An 18,863-nucleotide genomic window follows, 5' to 3' on the forward strand; every position below is an offset into this window, starting at 1 on the left:
CCTTTTTGTATTTAACACATTGCTTTAATAAGTGTTTTTAAATTAGACACTAATATGAATTTTTATACTTCTAGCTATCGTGAATTTTAAGTGTGATGTTTACTTTTTAAATTTAACCTCCCCCGATTCAAACCTTGCCCCACTCTAAAAGATACACATTTACTTTTGTAACTCTTTTGCTGTAAGAAAATTGCAAAGCTATTTTTCTAAATGTTCATTCCAAAAAAACAATTAGCGTAAAAAATGCATTGGTCATTAATGCACTAATGCATTTAATGCATTAGTGCATTTAATGCATTAGTGCATTTAATGCATTTTGTTTATTTTATGTTACTTTAACCCGTTGTAAATAAAGGCGTTTTTTTAGTTATTCAAGTGTTGACCTTTTGGTTGGGTTGGGACTACTATTCAAATCGAAATAGGTACTGTGATTAATTACAGACCAAGCAAGTAAAATAATTAAAATAGTATTCTAGGGAGAATCCAATGTTAAATAATCAAGTTTCAAAAGCCGTCCGCTTAGCGATTGCTTTTGGTGCAGCATCTACAGCTGTTTTTTCTGCAAGTACAATAGCTGCTGATGAAGGTGTGGAAAAAGTAGAGCGTATTCAAGTTACTGGTTCACGCATAAAGCGAACTGATATTGAAACAACTGTACCAATTACATCAATTGGCCGAAGTGATATTATTCAAATGGGCGCATTGAATGTAGCTGATGTTTTGAATCAATCCCCTGTCACTATTGCTGGTTCAAACCAATCAAATAGCGCATTTGGTACTACAGGCGTTGGTCTTAACACTACGTCTTTACGCAACTTAGGTTCTTCAAGAACTTTAGTGTTAGTGAATGGTCGTCGCTTTGTATCAGGTGTTTCTCCTTCAAGCGGTTATGCGGTTGACTTAAATGCAATACCAGCATCAATGATTGAACGTATTGATATTCTTAAAAGTGCTTCTTCAGCAGTTTATGGTTCAGATGCTGTTGCTGGTGTTGTGAACATAATTACGCGAAGTGATTTTGAAGGTGTTGAGGTTAATGCTCAAACAGGTATTTCAGATGAATCTGATCGTGAAAAATACTCTTTAAACCTTACTGCTGGTAATACATGGGATTCAGGTAGTGTTACAATTGCTGCTGGATATGATGACGATAAAGGCCTTAAATCATCTGATCGTAATTTCTCTAAATACGATCAAGCTATATTTTTGAATGATGAAGGTGGTGAATATGTAGGTATTCAAAACTCTTCATACCCACCTCAAGGCCGTGTTGGCGGATATAATGCAGATGGTACACCATATGTAGGTGATGAGAATTCATTCAATCGTGCTTCTTACAGACAGTTAGTGACTCCGCTTGAACGTAAATACGCAGCAGTTAACTTTAAACAAGATATTTCAGATAGTGTTCACTCTTTCACGGAAGTAAACTGGAATTCATCTAAAACATACAACTCGACTATTGAACCAACTCCTTTTACTACGGATGATGTATATCTACCTTCACGTGGTGGTGTTGGTGGGATTAAACTGGGAAGCCCTTTAGTTCCAGACCTTTTACGCCAAAATTTAATGTCTGATAATCCTGATTTAACAATGGATGATAATATCCCAACGTTAGTTCGCCGTATGGTTGAGTTTGGTGCTCGCTCAACAGATTTAGAGCGTGATACTATTCGTATTGCGACAGGTATAGATTGGGAAATTAATGACAACTGGCTTTTAAACTCTTATATCTCATGGGGTAAAACTGACCAGCGCCAAGAAAATGGTGGTCAAATAAATGTTGAACGTGCTGCAAATGCATTAGATGTATATACTAATGCAGAAGGTAACGTTCAATGTTCTAATGATTTAGCAGTACTTCAAGGGTGTGTGCCTTTAGATTTGTTCGGTGCAGGAACTTTGTCTGATGAAGCTGTTGCATATGTAAGATCACCTGCAAAATCTCAAGGTCAAGTTGAGCAGTTTATATTTTCAACAACCCTTTCTGGTGAATTACCAATTGAGTTAGAAGGTGGTATGGTTGGGCTAGCTGTTGGTGCAGAACATCGTCTTGAAAAAGGTTCATACTCTCCAGGTGATTTAGCGCAAACTGGTGCTTCAAGTACAAATAAATCTGAGCCTACAAATGGTAGCTTCTACACTAACGACGTTTTTGTTGAGACTGTTCTACCAGTTTTAGAAAATGTTGAACTAGATTTAGCCGCTCGCTATTCAGATCATGAAATTGTTGGTGGACAAACAACATGGAATGCAGGTGTACAATACTCTCCTACAGAAACAGTAAAATTAAGAGCATCAGCAGCGAGAGCGATTAGAACTCCAAATATTGCAGATCTATTTGGTGGTAGAGGCGAAACATTTGCAGGAGTTGCAGATCCTTGTGATGCAATTACTGCATCATCTACAGGAAATGTAGCGGCTAACTGTCTTTCTATCGCTGAAGTGGCAAATCGAGTTGCCACTGAAGGCGCATTCAATTTAACAACTATTGAACGTCAAAGCACTGGCGGTTATGTTGGTGGTAATGAAGATGTAAAAGAAGAAACATCTGATTCATTTAGTGTTGGCGCTATTTGGCAAGTGACTGATGAATTTTCATTAACGCTTGACTACTACGATATTGCTGTAGATAACGCTATTGCTACAACTGCTAGAACAACTGTATTAAACCGATGCTACGGTGTTGATCCATCTGACTTTGATGCGACATGTGGTGGGGCAATACGTGATACAAGAGGTGCTTTGACAGAAGTTAGCTCTGGTACTAGCAATGAAAATGATTTAAGCACAAAAGGCTTGGATATTGAATTAAGCTACAAACAAGAATTTTCTTACGGGCAATTATCAGCTGACTTGATTTGGAATCACTTGTATGAGTATGCTGAAACATCAATTGAATCTGGTGAAGAGATAGATTACAGAGGTGAAGTATTAACGCCTACTAATCGTGCAAATTTGAATTTAGGCTATGCAGTTGATGACTTTGCAGTATCATGGCGCATGAAGTACTGGGCAAGTTCAAATGATAGTAATATTGAAGGAAACCAAAATTTCTCAACTGGTGCTCCTTTAGACAAGTTTAATCGCTTTCCGACTGTTATTTATCATGATCTATCAGGTACTTATAACATCACTGATGGAACAGACGTTACTTTGTCAGTTAGAAATATTTTTGATAAGCAACCTCCTGTAGCAAATCAAAGCTCAGTAAGTGGTGCATCAGGTATAAACACTGTTGGTGAAGCTTATGATGTTACTGGTCGTTATTTCCAGTTAAGCTTTACTACTAAGTTCTAATTGTTATTTATATAGAATGATAAAAGCCGCGATTTTAATCGCGGTTTTTTTATAAATAAATTTTATATACCTTAATAAATTATGTGTCGTAGTTATTTTTGAAAAATACCCTTATACTAAAAAAGAATATTTAAATAATTCCAATCATATAATTTAGCGAGATATAAATGAAAGAAGTCCGATCTTTTATTAAAACAGCATCATTAACAGAGCTTGAAAAAGCTCAACAGCTTATCAATGATGCAATTTCAAAATATACCCAGCAGCAAAAAGCGAAACAGGAAGTTTTGGATCTTTTAAAAGAAAAAGGACTTACGCTAGAGGATTTACAAGATGGAGCATCTGACAAACGTACTAAAGTTAAGCCTAAGTACCGTATGGAACTTAATGGTGAGACTATTGAATGGACAGGCCGTGGCCGTCGTCCTAAAGCGTTTGAAGGTGTTGAGCTTGAAAAGTTTTTAGCCTAAAGCTAAATATAAGAGAAGCTTCGGCTTCTCTTTTTTGTTTACCCCTCAATAAAATATAATTAAAGTTTAAAACTCCCAGCTATTATTTGCTAAAATCTCCTTACTCAAACCTATTTGTTTTCCAATGAGCTATAAACTAAGACCTTACCAGCAAGAAGCCGTAGAACGCACCGTTTTACACTTTAGAAAGAGTAATGATCCTGCCGTTATTGTGCTACCAACCGGTGCAGGTAAAAGCCTTGTTATTGCTGAACTTGCCCGTATTGCTAAGCAAAAAATATTAGTACTTGCTCATGTAAAAGAGTTGGTAGAGCAAAATTCGCAAAAATATAAAAGCTTTGGTTTAGAGGCGAGTATATTTTCAGCAGGTTTAAAAGAAAAGTCATTAAACCATCAAGTAACGTTTGCTAGTGTGCAATCACTTTCTCGTAATTTAAATAAATTAAATGAGCATTATTCGTTACTTATTATTGATGAATGCCACAGGGTGAATGGGGATAAAAAAAGTCAGTACGGTAAAGTAATAAACAGTTTAAAAGAATATAACCCTCAGTTAAAAGTATTGGGTTTAACAGCAACACCTTATCGGCTAGGAACGGGGTGGATATACCATCATCATTATCATGGCTTTGTTAAAGGGACTAAAGAAAGCCCGTTTAAAAGTTGTATTTTTGAATTGCCGCTCAGGTATATGATCAAACATAATTATTTAACGCCGCCAAACGAAGTTGATGCAGCGATTAGCCATTATGATTTTTCGTCCTTAGATAGTAATGCATTTGGGCAATACACGACTGATGATATGAATGCGCTTTTAAAAAACAGTGAGCGCGCTACGAAAGCTATATTACAGCAAGTTATTCAATACAGTGAAGAGCGTGAAGGTGTTATGGTTTTTGCAGCCACGGTAATGCATGCTCAGGAAATATTAAGCTACTTGCCAGCTCATCAAAGCGCACTTATAACAGGTGATACGCCAAACAATGAGCGCGATAAAATCATTACGCAATTTAAAGCTAAGCAATTAAAGTATCTAGTTAATATATCGGTACTAACGACCGGCTTTGATGCGCCACACGTCGATTTTATAGCTATTTTAAGACCTACAGAATCAGTTAGTTTATATCAACAAGTTGTGGGGCGAGGTCTCAGGTTATCTGAATCAAAAACAGATTGCTTAGTAATCGATTATGCCGGCAATGGTTTTAATTTATTTCACCCAGAAGTAGGCGATAAAAAAGGCGATAGTGATAATGAACCTGTGCAGGTACTTTGTCCTGGCTGTGGTTTTGCAAATATATTTTGGGGTAAAACTGATTCCGCAGGAAAAGTAATAGAGCACTTTGGCAGGCGCTGTAAAGGGCTGTTAGAAGATGATGATGGGCATAAAGAGCAGTGCGATTATCGTTTTAGGTTTAAAGAGTGTGAGCAGTGCGGTGCCCAAAATGATATTGCTGCACGTAAATGCCATGATTGTGGCGCGGTCATGGCCGACCCTGATGATAAGTTACGTAATGCATTAAACTTAAAAGACGCACTTGTGCTTCGATGTAGTGGGTTATCGGTAACTCAAATTAAAGATGAACTTATTAAAATAACGTATTTTGATGAAGATGGTGCAAGTTGCGATGAAGTATATAACCTCGCAAATAAAGGCGGGCAATTTATATTTAATAAGCAATTTGGTCTTCGAGTAGGACTTGGGCAAACACCTATTAATTTTAAAACTGCAGCGCAAGTAGTAAAAGCACAATTTGAATTAGTACCACCGGATTTTGTTATTGCACGAAAAAGCAAAAAATATGGTTGGAAAGTAGCTGATAAGCTATTTGATTATAAAGGCAATTTTAGGAAGGCAAATCAGTTAAGCCGCTAAGCTTAACTGATAGAGTATATTGAACCAAAAGGCAATTAAGCCTCCTCACCGTCCATTAATCCCCAGCCGTCACCGTATCCATTAAAGCTATTAGCAATGCTTTCAATGTATTGTTCTGCTTGTCCTAAAAGGGTGTGCTCTGGCACCATTTGTACTTGAGTGATAACTTCCCAAACGCCAGTGTCTTTACATTTTTCAAGCTCAGCATTTTGAACTAATGCATCAGAGACTATTTCTTTAGCAAATTTTTCAGCATCGGCTTCTTGTTCAAATAAAATAAAAAAATCGACTTGGTGCATTTTATTTAAATCAATGCCAGCAGCGGCTATTTCGGCTAAAAGTTGGCCGTTATCATCATCAGGGAATTGCATTAAAAACTCATTTAAAATTAATTTTTTATTCGTAGGCACTATTGTAACTAAAATATTGTCTTAACGCGTACTAATTTTAATTATGCTGATATTTATTCAAAGTTAAATTTACGCGTTAGATTGTCATTAAGTTAATGTGTTGCTCATTATGGCTATGCTAATATGCGCGTAATCAGCCAGTTTTATGTAAGATATTAAAAGTAAGGATATTTACTTGTTTATTAAGTTTTTACGTTGCATATGTGTTGTGAGCGCTTTAATTGCGACAAATAGCTATGCGGCAGAAAGAGTCATAGAAGATTACGAAATTAAAGGGTTAAGTGGTGATTTAGAAAATAACGTAGCCCTTTATCTCAAGCAATTAATTGGTGAAAAACCAACCCGTACACTTCGTCGTTATGCCCAAAAGCAAGTACAAAATAGCATTAAAGCACTTGGTTATTATAGCCCGACCGTTGAAGTTGAGTTTGATAAAGACGACAGTGAGTTAATTGTTAAAGTTGAGCGGGGGCCTGCAACTCGTATAGAAGCAATTAACATTACTTTAAATGGGGATGGCCAAAGCGATACCCAATTACAGGCATTAATTAACAACATCAGCTTAAAACAGGGCGATGTTCTAAATCATGGTAAATACGACTCAACCCATAAAAAAATAGAATCAATGCTATTAGAACTTGGTTATTTTGATGCTAAGTGGCCAGCACGTAAATTAGAAGTGTCGGTTAAAAAAAATGGTGCTGTTATTACTTTTGTTATTGATACCGGAGTCAGGTATCAGTTTGGCAATATACAAATTGCCACTAATACACCCGCTGAAAAATACATACGCTCTATAGCGCCTTTCTCGCAGGGCCAACCTTATAAATCAACACATATTGCTGATTATAATTTAGATCTATCAAGCACCCCTTATTTCGCAAGCGTGCGTGTTTATGCTGACATTGCAGCACGTAAAAATAGCCAAGTTCCTATTAAAGTAGATGTACTCCCTAAGCCCGCTAATAGCTATGAAGTTGGTGGCGGCTATAGCACTGACTTAGGACCCAAAGTGCGTTTTAAATGGAGTAAACCGTGGATCACAGAAGACGGCCATTACCTCGAAACTAATCTAAATGTGGCACAAAAACAGCAAGATATTTCCATGGCCTATACAATTCCAGTTGATGATCCTAGTGATGATTTATGGCGTTTCTCTGTTGGCTACAAGTTAGAAGATGAACTAACAAACGACACTTACAGTGAAATACTCACGGGGCAAGTTCAGCGACAATGGTTGACCGAAAATAAGTGGGTGCGTACTGCATTTTTACGCCGCGACCAAGAAACTTATCGCATTGGTGATGAGCCTGAAGAAAGCACCGAAATGTTAATGCCCGGCATTAGCTACGCGCGCAAAAAATCAAAAGGCGGCACGACTCCTTATTGGGGAGAGCAGTGGCTTATATCTGCTGAGTTTGGTTTAGATGATGTACTTTCGAGTACTAATTTGATTAGGGTGCAAATGCAACATGCATGGTTACGTACTTATTTAGATAAGCATTTAGTGTTTTTAAAAGCAAATGTAGGTGCAATGCTAGTTGATGATATTGAAAACGTACCTTACTCACTGCGTTTTTACGCAGGTGGCGATCAAAGTGTTCGTGGTTTTGCGTACCAATCAATATCGCCAGAAAATGATGATGGCGACCTCATCGGTGGTAAATACTTATTAACCAGTACAATAGAGTACAACTATCAGTTTGCTCAAAACTGGCGCGCGGCTTTATTTGTTGACGGTGGTACTGCGACGAATGATTTTTCTGATGACTTTGAAGTAGGCGCTGGTTTTGGTTTTCGTTATTTAACACCCGTTGGCCCTGTGCGTATAGATCACGCTTGGGGATTAACAAAAGAAAGTAAAAGCACACGTTTAAGTATTACCATAGGGCCAGAAATTTAATGTCAGTATTAAAAAAGATAACAGCCGCCGTAAGTGCTATTTTTGTCACGTTAGTTGTTGCACTATTTTGTTTGTTATTTACCGCACCCGGTAATCAATTTATTGCCTATAGTGCAAACAAAGCCGTAGATGGCCTACATATTGAAATTAAAGATGGCCGTTTTATTTATAATGATGCCTTTAATGTGCGCTTTACTAGCAATGGCTTGGATTTTAATGCTCAACAATTGAAAGTTGATTTGTTTTGGTGGCAATGCGATGGGATTTGTATAGATAACTTAAGTGCTAAATCTATAGATTTAACGTTACCAAAAACTGCAGAATCACAAGAAGAAGCCCCGACAGAGGCGCTTGAAAAAATCAGCTTACCTTTTAATATTGCTGTAAAAAATATTGCGATAAACAAATTTACTCTAGAGCATCCAAGCGCAAACGTAAGTGTGGATAACTTTAAACTCTCAGCAAAAGCAGAGGGCTCTAAGCTCACGGTTAAAAGCCTGAATATCCCTACCATACTGGTTGCTTTAAAAGAGCAAGAACAAGACGCGAAAACACAAACTGCGCAAAATGCTCAAGCGCCTTTAACGCATCTACCTGCTTTGCCTAATATAGAATTTACTTCGCCACTTGATTTAGTCGTTGAGGACTTTGAAATAGCTGAAGTTACGATAGAACAAGGCGAAGCCCAGCATGTTATTGAAAATATAGCGCTGCGGTTAAATGTAGAAGATGCGGTTATTAATTTAGAGTCATTCTCAGCAAAGTATGAGCAGTGGCAGCTTAATACGCACCTTAATGCTGAGCTTGCAGGAAGCTTACCTTTAAAAGGGAGTGTTGTTTTACAAAGCGATGAACACCAAGCTAACTTGGAGCTAGGTGGCGACTTATCAAACCTAAACTTAAATTTAGAAACACAGGGGCAATATCCACTTAATTTAACGGCAACAGCAAATTTAAAGCAAAAAAACTACCCGTTTGAGTTAAATGGCAAAATTAAGCAGTGGCTTATTGATGCACAAAGTAATGAGCTTAAAGTACGAAATGTTAACCTTAACGCACAAGGTAATGCTGACGACTATCAGCTTAGCCTGCAGGCGAATAGCCAACTAGGCGCTTACCCAGCTGTTGACTTAAAGACCCAATTAAAAGGCAGTCTCACCAAAGCAACATTACAAGCGCTAAGCATAAAAGCGAACGAAAGCAGTGCAACTATAAAAGCCAATGTTGATTGGCAAAAAGGAATACAGGCTAGCTTTAACGGCACGCTTGCTAACTTAAAAGCGCAGTACTTAACTGACGCTGTCACTAGTGATATTTCGGGGCAGTTTAAAGGCTCGTATAATGCCGCAGCTGATGCGTGGCAGCTACAAATGGATAATACAAAGTTAAGCGGATTACTTAACGATGTACCACTAGAATTTGCTTCAAACTTTAAGCTCGATAATACGTTAAAAGCGAACATTGATAGCTTTTATTTAAGTAGCGGCACCAACAAGTTAGTACTAAGCGGACAAGTTGATGATACTTGGCAGGTTGATGGCAAAGTAACGCTAAAAAGTGATGAAAAAGCTAATATTCCATTTACTGCTGATGGCAACGCAAATTTAAAAGTGAGAGGTGAGCGATTAACGCCCTCTGTTGATTTAGCGTTAATACTAGATCGCTTTATTTTTGATGAAATAAACATTAATAAATTATCAGTAAAAGGGCAGTTAGATACCGCTGCCGATTGGCAAACGGATATATCGGTAAGTGTTGGTTCGGCGCTTGTGGCCGACCAAAAAATTAATAGCGTTAAAATTGATGCCAGCGGCGATAAAACTGATCACCAACTTACGGCATCAGTAGATGCCGAGCAAGGCAGTGTAGAGCTGGAAGTTAATGGCAAAATTAATAATACCACTTGGAATGGCGAGCTTAGCAATATAACACTTAGTGATAAAAAGCTAAGCTTTAGTAACACTAAAAATATTGCCATTATGGTTAATACTCAAACCAGCGACTTTAATGTAAGCGCGCATTGTTGGGCATCTGAGCAAAGTGAATTATGTATAGACACGCTAGCTCAAACAAAAGAACTTGGTCAGTTAAATGCAAAATTAAGTAACTTAGCACTTGAAGAGCTCAAGCACTTTTTGCCTGATAATATTCGGACTCGCGGTAATATTGCTGGCGATGTCGCACTTAATTGGCATGGCGGTGCACTTAAAACATTACGTGCAAATATCGATTCTAGCGATTTAACTGCGGTTTTAATCTCTGATGAAGATCGTTTCAAATTACCTATCGAAACGTTAAGTATCAGTGCATTTTCGGATTCTCAAATTGGCAAGCTTGAAGCTAACTTAGAATCAAGTGTACTTGGTAAAATAAATACACAAATTAATATCGACGATATACAAAATACTCAAGCGCTTAATGGCACCATTAATATAGATAAAATACTACTGTCAGACTTACAACCATTTCTTGAAACTCTCGAGCAATTAACAGGTGATATTAGTGGGAAAGTCGCGTTAGCAGGTACGTTAAAAGATCCATTATTAAATGGCGAGCTTAATGTGAGCGATATTAGTTTAGAGGGCGAGCAATTGCCTATAGCGCTGCAAAAATCAAATATAAACGTATTGTTTGATAAAACAACAGCCACAATAAAAGGCAACTTAAACGACAACCAGGGCGGTAAAATAAACCTCACCGGTGACGTTGATTGGCAAGGTGCGCAACCTGCTGTAAATGTGGCGGTAGTTGGCGATCAGTTTTATGTACGCGCGCAGCAAGGGGTTACTTTTAAAGTATCGCCGGATTTAAAAATAGGCTTGGCTAATAATGCACTCAAGCTTGCTGGTGAGGTAGTTGTGCCTTACGGTCGTATAATGATTGAAGAGCTCCCAGAGGGCGCAGTGCAAGTTAGCGATGATGAAATTATTGTTGATCAAAAAACCGAGGCCACCGAAACAGTTCCGTTTGATTACGACATAGATTTAAAAGTGATTGTCAAAAACGATGTAAAAGTAGAATCGTTTGGCTTGGAATCAAAAGTTGCGGGTGATTTAGCGATAAAAATGAGTCAAGGAGCACCAATTATAGCCACAGGTGAGCTTAACTTAATTGAAGGTACTTACTTAGCCTTTGGGCAAGATTTAATAATCAGCACCGGGCAAGTCGGTTTTAGCGGTTCAATTGAACAACCATTTTTAAATATTAAAGCAATACGTAACCCCGATACGACTGCAAATGGTGTCATTGCAGGGGTTACGCTCACAGGTAATGTTGAACAACCAACGCTCAAAATATTTTCTGAGCCTGCGATGGATCAAGCACAAGCACTTGCATATTTACTTAATGGCCAACCTTTAGGTGATGGAGAAAGTTCGTCAAGCGATGCTATGCTTACACAGTTATTACTCTCTCAAGGGGTTAGCCGCAGCGAAGGGGTTGTTTCTAAGGTAGGTGAAACCTTTGGGTTGTCAGATGTAAGTTTAAGCTCATCAGGTAGTGGTGATAGCACCAAAGTAGAAATATCTGGTTACGTAGCACCCAGCTTACAAGTTAAATATAGCGTGGGTGTATTTGATTCGCTCAGTGAAGTGGCTGTGCGATATCAGTTACTTTCACAGTTATATATAGAAATAACGAGCGGCCTATACCAAAATGTTGATGTGCTATATAAGTTTGACTGGGAATAACCAAAACTATAATAATTATAAGGATATGAGTGATGAAAAAAATTATATTACCAGCTCTGCTGAGTGTTTTATTAAGCGGTTGTGCCCAACAACTCGGCAATAATGTTGTTAATCAAGAGCTATCTTTATTGAGCGCGAGTGAAGTTATTGCTAGTGCAACAGACAATGACTGGCGAGTAGTGGACGCTCAAAATATTTTAAAGATAACGCTGCCAACGGGCGATGCGTACATTGAGCTTAATGAACAGCTTGCTCCAAAACACGTTCAAAACATTGAAAAGTTAGCACGAGAAGGGTTTTATAAAAATACCAGCGTTTATCGGTTTGTTGAAGGTTTTGTAGCGCAAGGTGGCGACAGATCGGGTAAAAAATTAATTAAAACAGCGGATAAAACAGTCCCTGCTGAGTTTTATTTAACAACAAACAAGCCACTTTTAATTGCTGAGCTAAATGGCGACGGATATGCACCAGTTACTGGCTTTTTAAACGGCTTTGCAGTGGCTCAAAACTCAGCACATACGCAAACATGGCAAGTGCATTGTAGTGGCGTGTTTGCAATGGCGCGCGATAACGATATAAATAGTGCGAGCACGGAGTTTTTTGTAACGATAGGGCAAGGCCCGCGCTACCTTGATAAAAACATTACGGTGTTTGGTCGAGTGTTAGAGGGTATAGAGCATTTTAACCGTTTAGCGCGCATACCAACTGAAGGAAAAGCATTTAACCCAATTACAAATATACAAGTGCTTGGCGATGTACAAAGCGATAAAAGTATATTTAAAGTGATGAAAACAAACTCATCGGTGTTTAAAAACTTAATAAATGCTCGTAAAAACCGTGTTGAGCCATGGTTTGTTAAAGCACATAATTACGTTGATGTGTGTGGTATGCCTATACCCACTAAGCGCGAAGTTATACCAATTCCAATAAATAGCTGATCTATTTTACTTGCTAAAACAACCCATTTCTTTGTTGTAAATTTCGCAAAGGGAACAACCATTTACATCAATTTACGCCTAGAACTGAATTATTTTTTCTGCGTAAAATTTAGATCACATACTTAATGGAATTGGTATTAATTAAAGAATGAAAAAAGGAGCCTTGGCTCCTTTTTTTTATACTCATATTCCAGTTTAAAATAACCTACTGACGATTAATTTTAACTGCAAATGGCGTATCGTTATAATGTGTAGAGCGATACGGGTTTATATCAAGCCCGCCGCGACGAGTATAACGCGCGTAAACTTCTAACTCTTTAATATTAAGTTGTGTTGTTAAATCGCTATAAATACGCTCAACACACTGCTCATGAAATTCGTTATGTGTTCTGAATGAAATTAAATAACGCAATAACGACTCACGGCATATTTGCTCGCCTGTGTATCTTATGATCACACTTGCCCAGTCAGGCTGGGAGGTAATTAAACAGTTCGACTTAAGTAAGTGGCTGTAGAGCGTTTCTGTTACTACGTTATCATTCTTTGCTTTAAGTGAATTAGCATCAATATCGTAATTATTAATCTCAATATCTAAATCATCAATACATTCACCTGGCAGCGCTGTACACGGTAAGCAATTGTAATCATCAGGATTATATAAAGTCACTTTGACAGGGCTGTTAACCGCGTTTGATAAATCATCAATTAAATGCTGTTTTACTACATCAATGCTTTCAAATCGGGTTTGGTTAAAGCTATTTAAATAAAGTTTAAACGACTTTGACTCAATAATATGGCTGCTTTGGCATTCAAAGGTAAATAAGGCCACGGCAACTTGCGGTTTACCTTTAGTATTTAGCCATGAAAGCTCGTAACCTGTCCAAATGTCTTGGCCTTTAAATGGCAGCTCTGCTTCGTCAATATTTAAAGCATCACGATTTAGTTTGCGCGCAATAGGGAAAAGCAAGCTTGGCGTGTACACATCTACATACTCAGTAGATTGGCCTAATACGCTACCTTTAAGGTCTGGAGAATTGCTGTAATCTGTCATGTTTGCTCTTAAATAGTTACAATAGGGACATTATATCTAATTTAAATGAGTTTCACAGTATGTCTGTTGCATTGCTTATAGAACAACTTCATCAAAAATTTAGCGAAAATACCCTTAAAAACACTACAAAGTACCCACTTATTGCGCACGACGAACAATGGCCAAGCCCATGTGAAGTTGGTGAGGTTGACGAGCAAGGAAACATTCAATGGCAGGGGGCGCGTCAGCAACCTGCAGGTTCGCTTAATGATTTAGCCAGTGCACTAGAACTTGAGTTTCCAAAAGAGCTTAGCGAGCTATACGGACATATGTACGGTGGAAGTATTTTAGCAAGTATTGATGGGCATCAGGTTGAATTACTACAAGCATGGAACGAAGAAGACTTTAATTTGCTACAGCAAAATATAACGGGCCACGTTTTAATGAAACGCAAGCTTAAGCAGCCAGAAACAGTATTTATTGGTTTAACAGATCAAGATGATTTACTAGTGAGTGTATTGGTGCACACTGGTGAAGTATGTTTAGAGTTTGTCGGCAAAAAAACACACCATGTACTTGCACCTAACATTAATGCTTTTTTAAAGGCATTAGAGGTTTAAAGTCTATTCAACAATAGCTTGGTGCAGTTAGCACCAAGCTATTGTTGCTCATTAATTTAGTGTAACTACTGAAAATCCCACGATATATTAGACACTAAGCCACAGGGCTCACACCTAAAGTCGAATAACCCAAACCACGATTCAGGTAATTTCCAGTCGCCATTACAACTAGGGCATTTTCGTTCAAGTTCAGACGCTTTATCTACGCCGCCTACACGGTATAAATAATAATAGGTTGGCTTTTTAGTTAAAAAACTAATTCGCTTTGTTATGTCTTTTCCGCGTCTATATAAGTCGCTTTTAATACTCGATATTTCTTCAAGCGCCGGAAATTCACAACGGGTTGCGCCATTAATTTGAATTTGATCGCAGGCTTGCCAATCTTCTTGCCATTTTATGAGTGTTTTGTAATCACCATTAGCAATTGCCGGAATACGAAATAGCGGTACAGGCAAAAAGTCATCACCACAATAAAACGGGCTACACGTATGTACATAGGTTGTGTATAAAATATAACTAGATGGTTCTTTACAGCAATCAGCGCCGTTAGAATGAATATCTTGTCCAATCACTTTCACTTTTGGCGCAAGTAGCCCTGCACTATGCAACTTTTCGATACTGTGCTTAACAAACGGGCTGTTATTTAGCGGGTGCATTGCATCTTCAGTAGGGCACATTACACGGGTAATAAAAAATCCATCTTTTAAAACGGTTGGAAATTCTTCACCCATTATTTGACCATTAAAACGCAGTGCATTGACTAAGCGATTTATTGCCTGTTCGGCTTGTTCTAAGGTGGTGTCTTGGTAGCAATCAAAAGTTAAATCAACAACGAACATTTATAGTCTCAAATTATTTTTGTTCTAGCAGTGCAAGAAGTTTATCGAGTTTTTGCTCAATTCTATCTAATTGACTTGTTTTAAGCTCAGTATTATCTGACTGCTGTGGGTTTCTCATGAAGTTATTAATTGAATCAGGATTGTTTTTATATTGGCTTACTGCTGCAATAATCATCGGCATAGGAACCGGTTGCGCCAAACGGCTTTTAGTTAGTGCTACAGTAGGGGTTTTGCCTTCATCAAGAAGGGCTTTAATTGCATCAAATACAACTGAATTCATTAGATATATAACTCTTTAATAAAATAAATACGCAGCATATAAATGCTGCGCAGATGCTATGTTAGCAATAAATAAGGGAGGGTACATTAAATAAAATTACTTACTTTGACGAATGCGTACATCTAACTCGTCAATTACTTCACTCCAATCTCCGTCTTGTGCGAGGGATTCAGCTAAAAAGTGTTGTTGTGCCTCATCCCAAAAAGAAGCTTCTTGGAGTAGTGTTGTGTCTTCTAATTCATGTGAGGCAATAAATGCATCTATTTGCTCATCACTATTTGGTAATCCAAGCTGTGCAAAAAGTGTGTTAATGTCGTGTTTTGTCGTATCCATGATATTGCTCCTTATACCAGTTTTATTAAAAACATGACCATTCTAGCGTATTAAATAGCTCACTTACTGCGTTAAAAATTATTCATATAGAACAACTATATGTCATAATTTTCGCCTTGTTATTGTGCTATTTTCCTAGCGCTATAATAGAACACTCATTTAATGCAATTGGTATTAACTAAATGAAAACTTAATCTAAGGACTAACTCTACTCCTAGCTAGTTAAACTCTCGCTGAATTTACGGTTAATAATTTTAGGTATATAGTTAGGTATATAGTTAGGTTTAAAGTTAAACAGCCTATAGCTAAATAATAAAGGAAATACAATGAGTGTAACCACACCAGCTGATACGTTCAGCGTACAGTATTTAGCTGCAGAAGATATTAGTACTGCAGCGAGCCTAATTTATCAGGCTTATCATGACGATCCTGTATTACTAAACATGCTTAGCTACAATGACGAAAATAAATCAGTTTACGAAAAAAAATTACGATCATTAATTCGCGAAGAACTCAGTAGTTTTTGGCAAGAAAAACAGCCATTAATTGGTTTATACCGCAACGATAAATTAAAAGCAGTAGCGTGTGTATTTGAATCTAATAGCCAATTACAAGCGCAGCGTTATTGGCACTGGCGTTTAAAATTAATGCTGAGTGCGGGCTACTTACAAACAAATCAATTAATAGATAAAGAACAAACAATTAGAGACGCCCTTAAACAAAAAGGCAATTACTATTTTTTAGCTTTTATTGCCGTAGATCCGCATTTTCATGGACAAGGCTTTGGTCGTTACTTACTACGCGGGCTTGACGACTTAGTTAAATGTAACGCTGAGTCAACAGGGATGGCTGTATTTGTAACACGTAAGGAGCACATTGAATTTTTTAAAACTGAAAAGTTTGAAGCATTTAAACACCTTACTTTTAATCAAGTAGAGGGCGAGTTACTGTTTAAATCAATAATTGAGCCAACTATTTAAAATTATAATGTAAGCCAATGCGCCCAAACGGACATAAGACCGTGAGATATATCTCACATCATCGTGAGCATTGTCAGTTAAAGGCTACTAATAAGTAGCCTTTTTTGTTCTAAGTTATTGTTCTGCAGTGTTTATTTTGTTTTTTCATTTTTGTGACGTTTATTTATTTAGTGTTAAGTCCTATTTCTCCCCCCTGATTGCTTTAAACTTCTCTTTGTCAAGACGACATAGCTCAATGATTGAGTAACTGCCAAGGATAAGGAATAGGCAACATAGCAGACGCTAGCAGGAAGCATAAAGGACAAGCTAAAACGGATACAAGGAAGAATAAGGAAGTGCATGAAGCACTTAGTAGCTAGGAGTTACTTTAGGATAATCACGGATGACGCTACAGGAAGTAGCAGGAGCGTTAGTTTACGCAGGACTGCCAAGATGGCAAGTGGACATTGCAGGATGCAAAAAGTGGCAGGAGCTACTTTAAAGGATTACCAGGGATGATGCTACGGGACGTAGCCAAACGATAGATTTCGTGGGTTTGCCAAGATGGCTATGGACATTGCAGGATGCAAAAAGTGGCAGGAGCTACTTAAAAGGATTATCAGGGATGATGCTACAGATGTAGCCAAACGATATATTTCGTGGGTTTGCCAAGGTGGCCATGGATATTGCAGGATGCAATGTGAGGGTAAACAAGGTTGTTTACTCGTTCAGGGGATGATAATACGGATTTAAGATAATGGATATCTAGCAGGATGCAGTCCAATTGGGGCGTAACTTTAGTTACGCCTTAGTTTTTTGTGTTGAATTAAATTTATTAATTTAAGACACATACTCTTAAAGTACATTAAGTTTTATATTTTATGCGGTGGAACAACCACACTTTTCAAAAACTCATTTTCCATAATTAACACACCTTGATAAGCATTTTCACCATCGCTTGAAAATTCAAATATAAATTCACTTTTAATGCCTGGCTTGCCGTTCTTTAAAAAACCAAAGCGGCGTTTTGTGCATGCAACACTCATCAACTGCACCTGCAGTTGCTCACTTTGACGTTTAGCATGAACGTTCGCCGCTTCAGCAACCTTTCGGTTAAGCCAAAATAAGTAAATTACACTACCAATAAGTATGAACGTCCATAAACTTGCCATTTAAGAGAATAACCTTCCAATTGCACGCGCGAGGGTTTCGCTACGATTTTCTTTACGTAATAAGCCTAATAAATGCGGGCGAATAGTTGGTATTGCAACTAAGTCAGCAAAAATACTTGGAAACAATTCTTCAATTTTTTGATGATGCGCGCAATTATCCATAAATACATGTAAGCGTTCAGGGTTTTCTAATTGTTTAAAACACCGCCCAGCGATTGTTAGTAACACGTCAGAGTCGTGCTTCACTGGTGAGCTTAGTACAGTATCAACTAATTGAGCGCATAACCCTTGAGCTTGACCTTTTGAAGCTGATCTTAGTGCTGCGGTTATAGCTAATGTATCGTTATTACTAATTGCGGTCTGTGTGTAATCAACAAGTAACTCACTCATTGATGTTGGTATTTCAACGTGTTCAAGCATGGCACTGAGTGGTTGTAGTACTTCAATAGGTAAATACGCCCATGCTTTTTGCAGATTACTTAAGTTTGTATCGCTGTCTAAGCGTAGTGCAAAATCGGCAATACCCTGTAGTGCAACACTTTGCCAATTATCAAAACCAATTTTACCGCTAAAGTACAATTGTGCATGCTCGTAATACTGCGATGCAGGCTGTTTTAATAGTACTTTTACTTGGGCGTTAAATGCCGCTAATTTATTTGCGTTTGGTGTAAAAACATAAGGGTTATTATCAAGCTTTCCATCGGCTTGCTCGCCTGTAATTTCAGTGCCTAGCGCTTGAATAACCATATCAGCAAAGTGATCGCGACTAGCACTTACCAGCATACTTTGCTCATCAAGGGGGAATTTTAAAAACCATACATACGGTTCTTTACTGGCTTTAGTATCCCAAAATTGAATAGCGAGCCATGCATGACCAGCAAGTGGATAAGGGTAAGGCACTTGAGCTCGTTCAATAGCTAAAAATTGTTTTTTATCAAGCTTAGTAATGTGCCTGCCAATATCAAAAGCACGCCACTGAGTACCCGCACCATCTAAAAGCTGACCTAATGTAGCTATTTGATCACTCATTGTTTTCTCAAC

General features: G+C 37.9%; 15 protein-coding genes. 8 read left to right on the forward strand and 7 right to left on the reverse strand.

The features are described 5' to 3' along the window. Window positions 1-486 precede the first annotated feature (486 nt). From H4J63_RS01785 to H4J63_RS01795, 3 genes are all read left to right on the forward strand, one after another. A complete protein-coding gene (locus H4J63_RS01785; protein WP_182194103.1) occupies window positions 487-3,303 on the forward strand; it encodes a TonB-dependent receptor domain-containing protein in 2,817 nt (938 codons plus the stop codon). A gap of 167 nt (window positions 3,304-3,470) precedes the next feature. Further along, window positions 3,471-3,773 carry an H-NS family nucleoid-associated regulatory protein gene (locus H4J63_RS01790; protein WP_002958250.1) on the forward strand — a complete coding sequence of 101 codons (303 nt, stop codon included), beginning with the start codon at window positions 3,471-3,473 and terminating at the stop codon, window positions 3,771-3,773. Window positions 3,774-3,897: 124 nt separating this feature from the next. Further along, on the forward strand, window positions 3,898-5,649 hold the full coding sequence (locus tag H4J63_RS01795) for a DEAD/DEAH box helicase (protein WP_182194105.1): 1,752 nt from the start codon (window positions 3,898-3,900) through the stop codon (window positions 5,647-5,649). 35 nt (window positions 5,650-5,684) lie between these two features. Here the strand turns inward: H4J63_RS01795 and H4J63_RS01800 are convergent, their stop codons facing one another. After that, the gene (locus H4J63_RS01800; protein ID WP_165725436.1) at window positions 5,685-6,020 is read right to left on the reverse strand and encodes a ribonuclease E inhibitor RraB; all 336 of its coding nucleotides are present in this window, start codon (window positions 6,018-6,020) and stop codon (window positions 5,685-5,687) included. Window positions 6,021-6,234: 214 nt separating this feature from the next. Between H4J63_RS01800 and H4J63_RS01805 the strand changes: the two genes are divergently transcribed. From H4J63_RS01805 to H4J63_RS01815, 3 genes are read left to right on the forward strand one after another with little or no spacing between them, the layout of a single operon-like run. Beyond that, a complete protein-coding gene (locus H4J63_RS01805; protein WP_182194108.1) occupies window positions 6,235-7,962 on the forward strand; it encodes an autotransporter assembly complex family protein in 1,728 nt (575 codons plus the stop codon). Beyond that, window positions 7,962-11,651 (forward strand): translocation/assembly module TamB domain-containing protein, encoded by a 3,690-nt coding sequence (locus H4J63_RS01810; RefSeq protein ID WP_182194111.1) that lies wholly within the window; start codon window positions 7,962-7,964, stop codon window positions 11,649-11,651. The genes H4J63_RS01805 and H4J63_RS01810 overlap by 1 nt, the downstream gene beginning before the upstream one ends. A 32-nt stretch (window positions 11,652-11,683) precedes the next feature. Beyond that, a complete protein-coding gene (locus H4J63_RS01815) occupies window positions 11,684-12,589 on the forward strand; it encodes a peptidylprolyl isomerase (RefSeq protein WP_182194114.1) in 906 nt (301 codons plus the stop codon). A 205-nt stretch (window positions 12,590-12,794) separates the two neighbouring features. Here the strand turns inward: H4J63_RS01815 and queF are convergent, their stop codons facing one another. Continuing rightward, window positions 12,795-13,640 carry an NADPH-dependent 7-cyano-7-deazaguanine reductase QueF gene (queF, locus tag H4J63_RS01820; protein ID WP_008169292.1) on the reverse strand — a complete coding sequence of 282 codons (846 nt, stop codon included), beginning with the start codon at window positions 13,638-13,640 and terminating at the stop codon, window positions 12,795-12,797. 59 nt (window positions 13,641-13,699) lie between these two features. Here queF and syd point away from each other — a divergent pair, with 59 nt between their 5' ends. Further along, entirely contained in the window at window positions 13,700-14,239 is a 540-nt protein-coding gene (syd, locus tag H4J63_RS01825) for a SecY-interacting protein (RefSeq protein WP_182194117.1), read from the forward strand. Window positions 14,240-14,304: 65 nt separating this feature from the next. Here syd and H4J63_RS01830 read toward each other — a convergent pair whose 3' ends face one another. The 3 genes from H4J63_RS01830 to H4J63_RS01840 form a co-directional block, all read right to left on the reverse strand. After that, window positions 14,305-15,078, reverse strand: coding sequence for a Zn-ribbon-containing protein (locus tag H4J63_RS01830; RefSeq protein WP_182194119.1), 774 nt, complete (start codon window positions 15,076-15,078; stop codon window positions 14,305-14,307). 13 nt (window positions 15,079-15,091) lie between these two features. Further along, window positions 15,092-15,358, reverse strand: a complete 267-nt coding sequence (locus H4J63_RS01835) for a hypothetical protein (protein ID WP_007378199.1) — start codon at window positions 15,356-15,358, stop codon at window positions 15,092-15,094. Window positions 15,359-15,454: 96 nt separating this feature from the next. Continuing rightward, window positions 15,455-15,691, reverse strand: a complete 237-nt coding sequence (locus H4J63_RS01840; protein WP_002958240.1) for a DUF2789 domain-containing protein — start codon at window positions 15,689-15,691, stop codon at window positions 15,455-15,457. 326 nt (window positions 15,692-16,017) lie between these two features. Between H4J63_RS01840 and H4J63_RS01845 the strand changes: the two genes are divergently transcribed. After that, window positions 16,018-16,671 carry a GNAT family N-acetyltransferase gene (locus tag H4J63_RS01845; protein ID WP_024597670.1) on the forward strand — a complete coding sequence of 218 codons (654 nt, stop codon included), beginning with the start codon at window positions 16,018-16,020 and terminating at the stop codon, window positions 16,669-16,671. An 851-nt stretch (window positions 16,672-17,522) separates the two neighbouring features. On the opposite strand, the gene H4J63_RS01850 is transcribed toward H4J63_RS01845, so the two are convergent. Both H4J63_RS01850 and H4J63_RS01855 read right to left on the reverse strand, forming a co-directional pair. After that, a complete protein-coding gene (locus H4J63_RS01850; protein ID WP_002963032.1) occupies window positions 17,523-17,822 on the reverse strand; it encodes a DUF3301 domain-containing protein in 300 nt (99 codons plus the stop codon). Continuing rightward, window positions 17,823-18,851 (reverse strand): DUF3549 family protein, encoded by a 1,029-nt coding sequence (locus tag H4J63_RS01855; RefSeq protein ID WP_182194122.1) that lies wholly within the window; start codon window positions 18,849-18,851, stop codon window positions 17,823-17,825. Window positions 18,852-18,863: the final 12 nt, after the last annotated feature.

Source organism: Pseudoalteromonas sp. 5Ae-yellow (assembly GCF_014077565.1).
GTDB lineage: Bacteria > Pseudomonadota > Gammaproteobacteria > Enterobacterales > Alteromonadaceae > Pseudoalteromonas.

Bases quoted from the DNA above. Each gene is read 5' to 3' on its own strand.
- H4J63_RS01790 (WP_002958250.1), top strand. From the start codon at position 3,471: ATGAAAGAAGTCCGATCTTTTATTAAAACAGCATCATTAACAGAGCTT.
- H4J63_RS01845 (WP_024597670.1), top strand. From the start codon at position 16,018: ATGAGTGTAACCACACCAGCTGATACGTTCAGCGTACAGTATTTAGCT.
- syd (WP_182194117.1), top strand. From the start codon at position 13,700: ATGTCTGTTGCATTGCTTATAGAACAACTTCATCAAAAATTTAGCGAA.
- queF (WP_008169292.1), bottom strand. From the start codon at position 13,640: ATGACAGATTACAGCAATTCTCCAGACCTTAAAGGTAGCGTATTAGGC.
- H4J63_RS01840 (WP_002958240.1), bottom strand. From the start codon at position 15,691: ATGGATACGACAAAACACGACATTAACACACTTTTTGCACAGCTTGGA.
- H4J63_RS01800 (WP_165725436.1), bottom strand. From the start codon at position 6,020: ATGCAATTCCCTGATGATGATAACGGCCAACTTTTAGCCGAAATAGCC.
- H4J63_RS01795 (WP_182194105.1), top strand. From the start codon at position 3,898: ATGAGCTATAAACTAAGACCTTACCAGCAAGAAGCCGTAGAACGCACC.
- H4J63_RS01855 (WP_182194122.1), bottom strand. From the start codon at position 18,851: ATGAGTGATCAAATAGCTACATTAGGTCAGCTTTTAGATGGTGCGGGT.
- H4J63_RS01835 (WP_007378199.1), bottom strand. From the start codon at position 15,358: ATGAATTCAGTTGTATTTGATGCAATTAAAGCCCTTCTTGATGAAGGC.
- H4J63_RS01850 (WP_002963032.1), bottom strand. From the start codon at position 17,822: ATGGCAAGTTTATGGACGTTCATACTTATTGGTAGTGTAATTTACTTA.
- H4J63_RS01830 (WP_182194119.1), bottom strand. From the start codon at position 15,078: ATGTTCGTTGTTGATTTAACTTTTGATTGCTACCAAGACACCACCTTA.
- H4J63_RS01810 (WP_182194111.1), top strand. From the start codon at position 7,962: ATGTCAGTATTAAAAAAGATAACAGCCGCCGTAAGTGCTATTTTTGTC.
- H4J63_RS01785 (WP_182194103.1), top strand. From the start codon at position 487: ATGTTAAATAATCAAGTTTCAAAAGCCGTCCGCTTAGCGATTGCTTTT.
- H4J63_RS01815 (WP_182194114.1), top strand. From the start codon at position 11,684: ATGAAAAAAATTATATTACCAGCTCTGCTGAGTGTTTTATTAAGCGGT.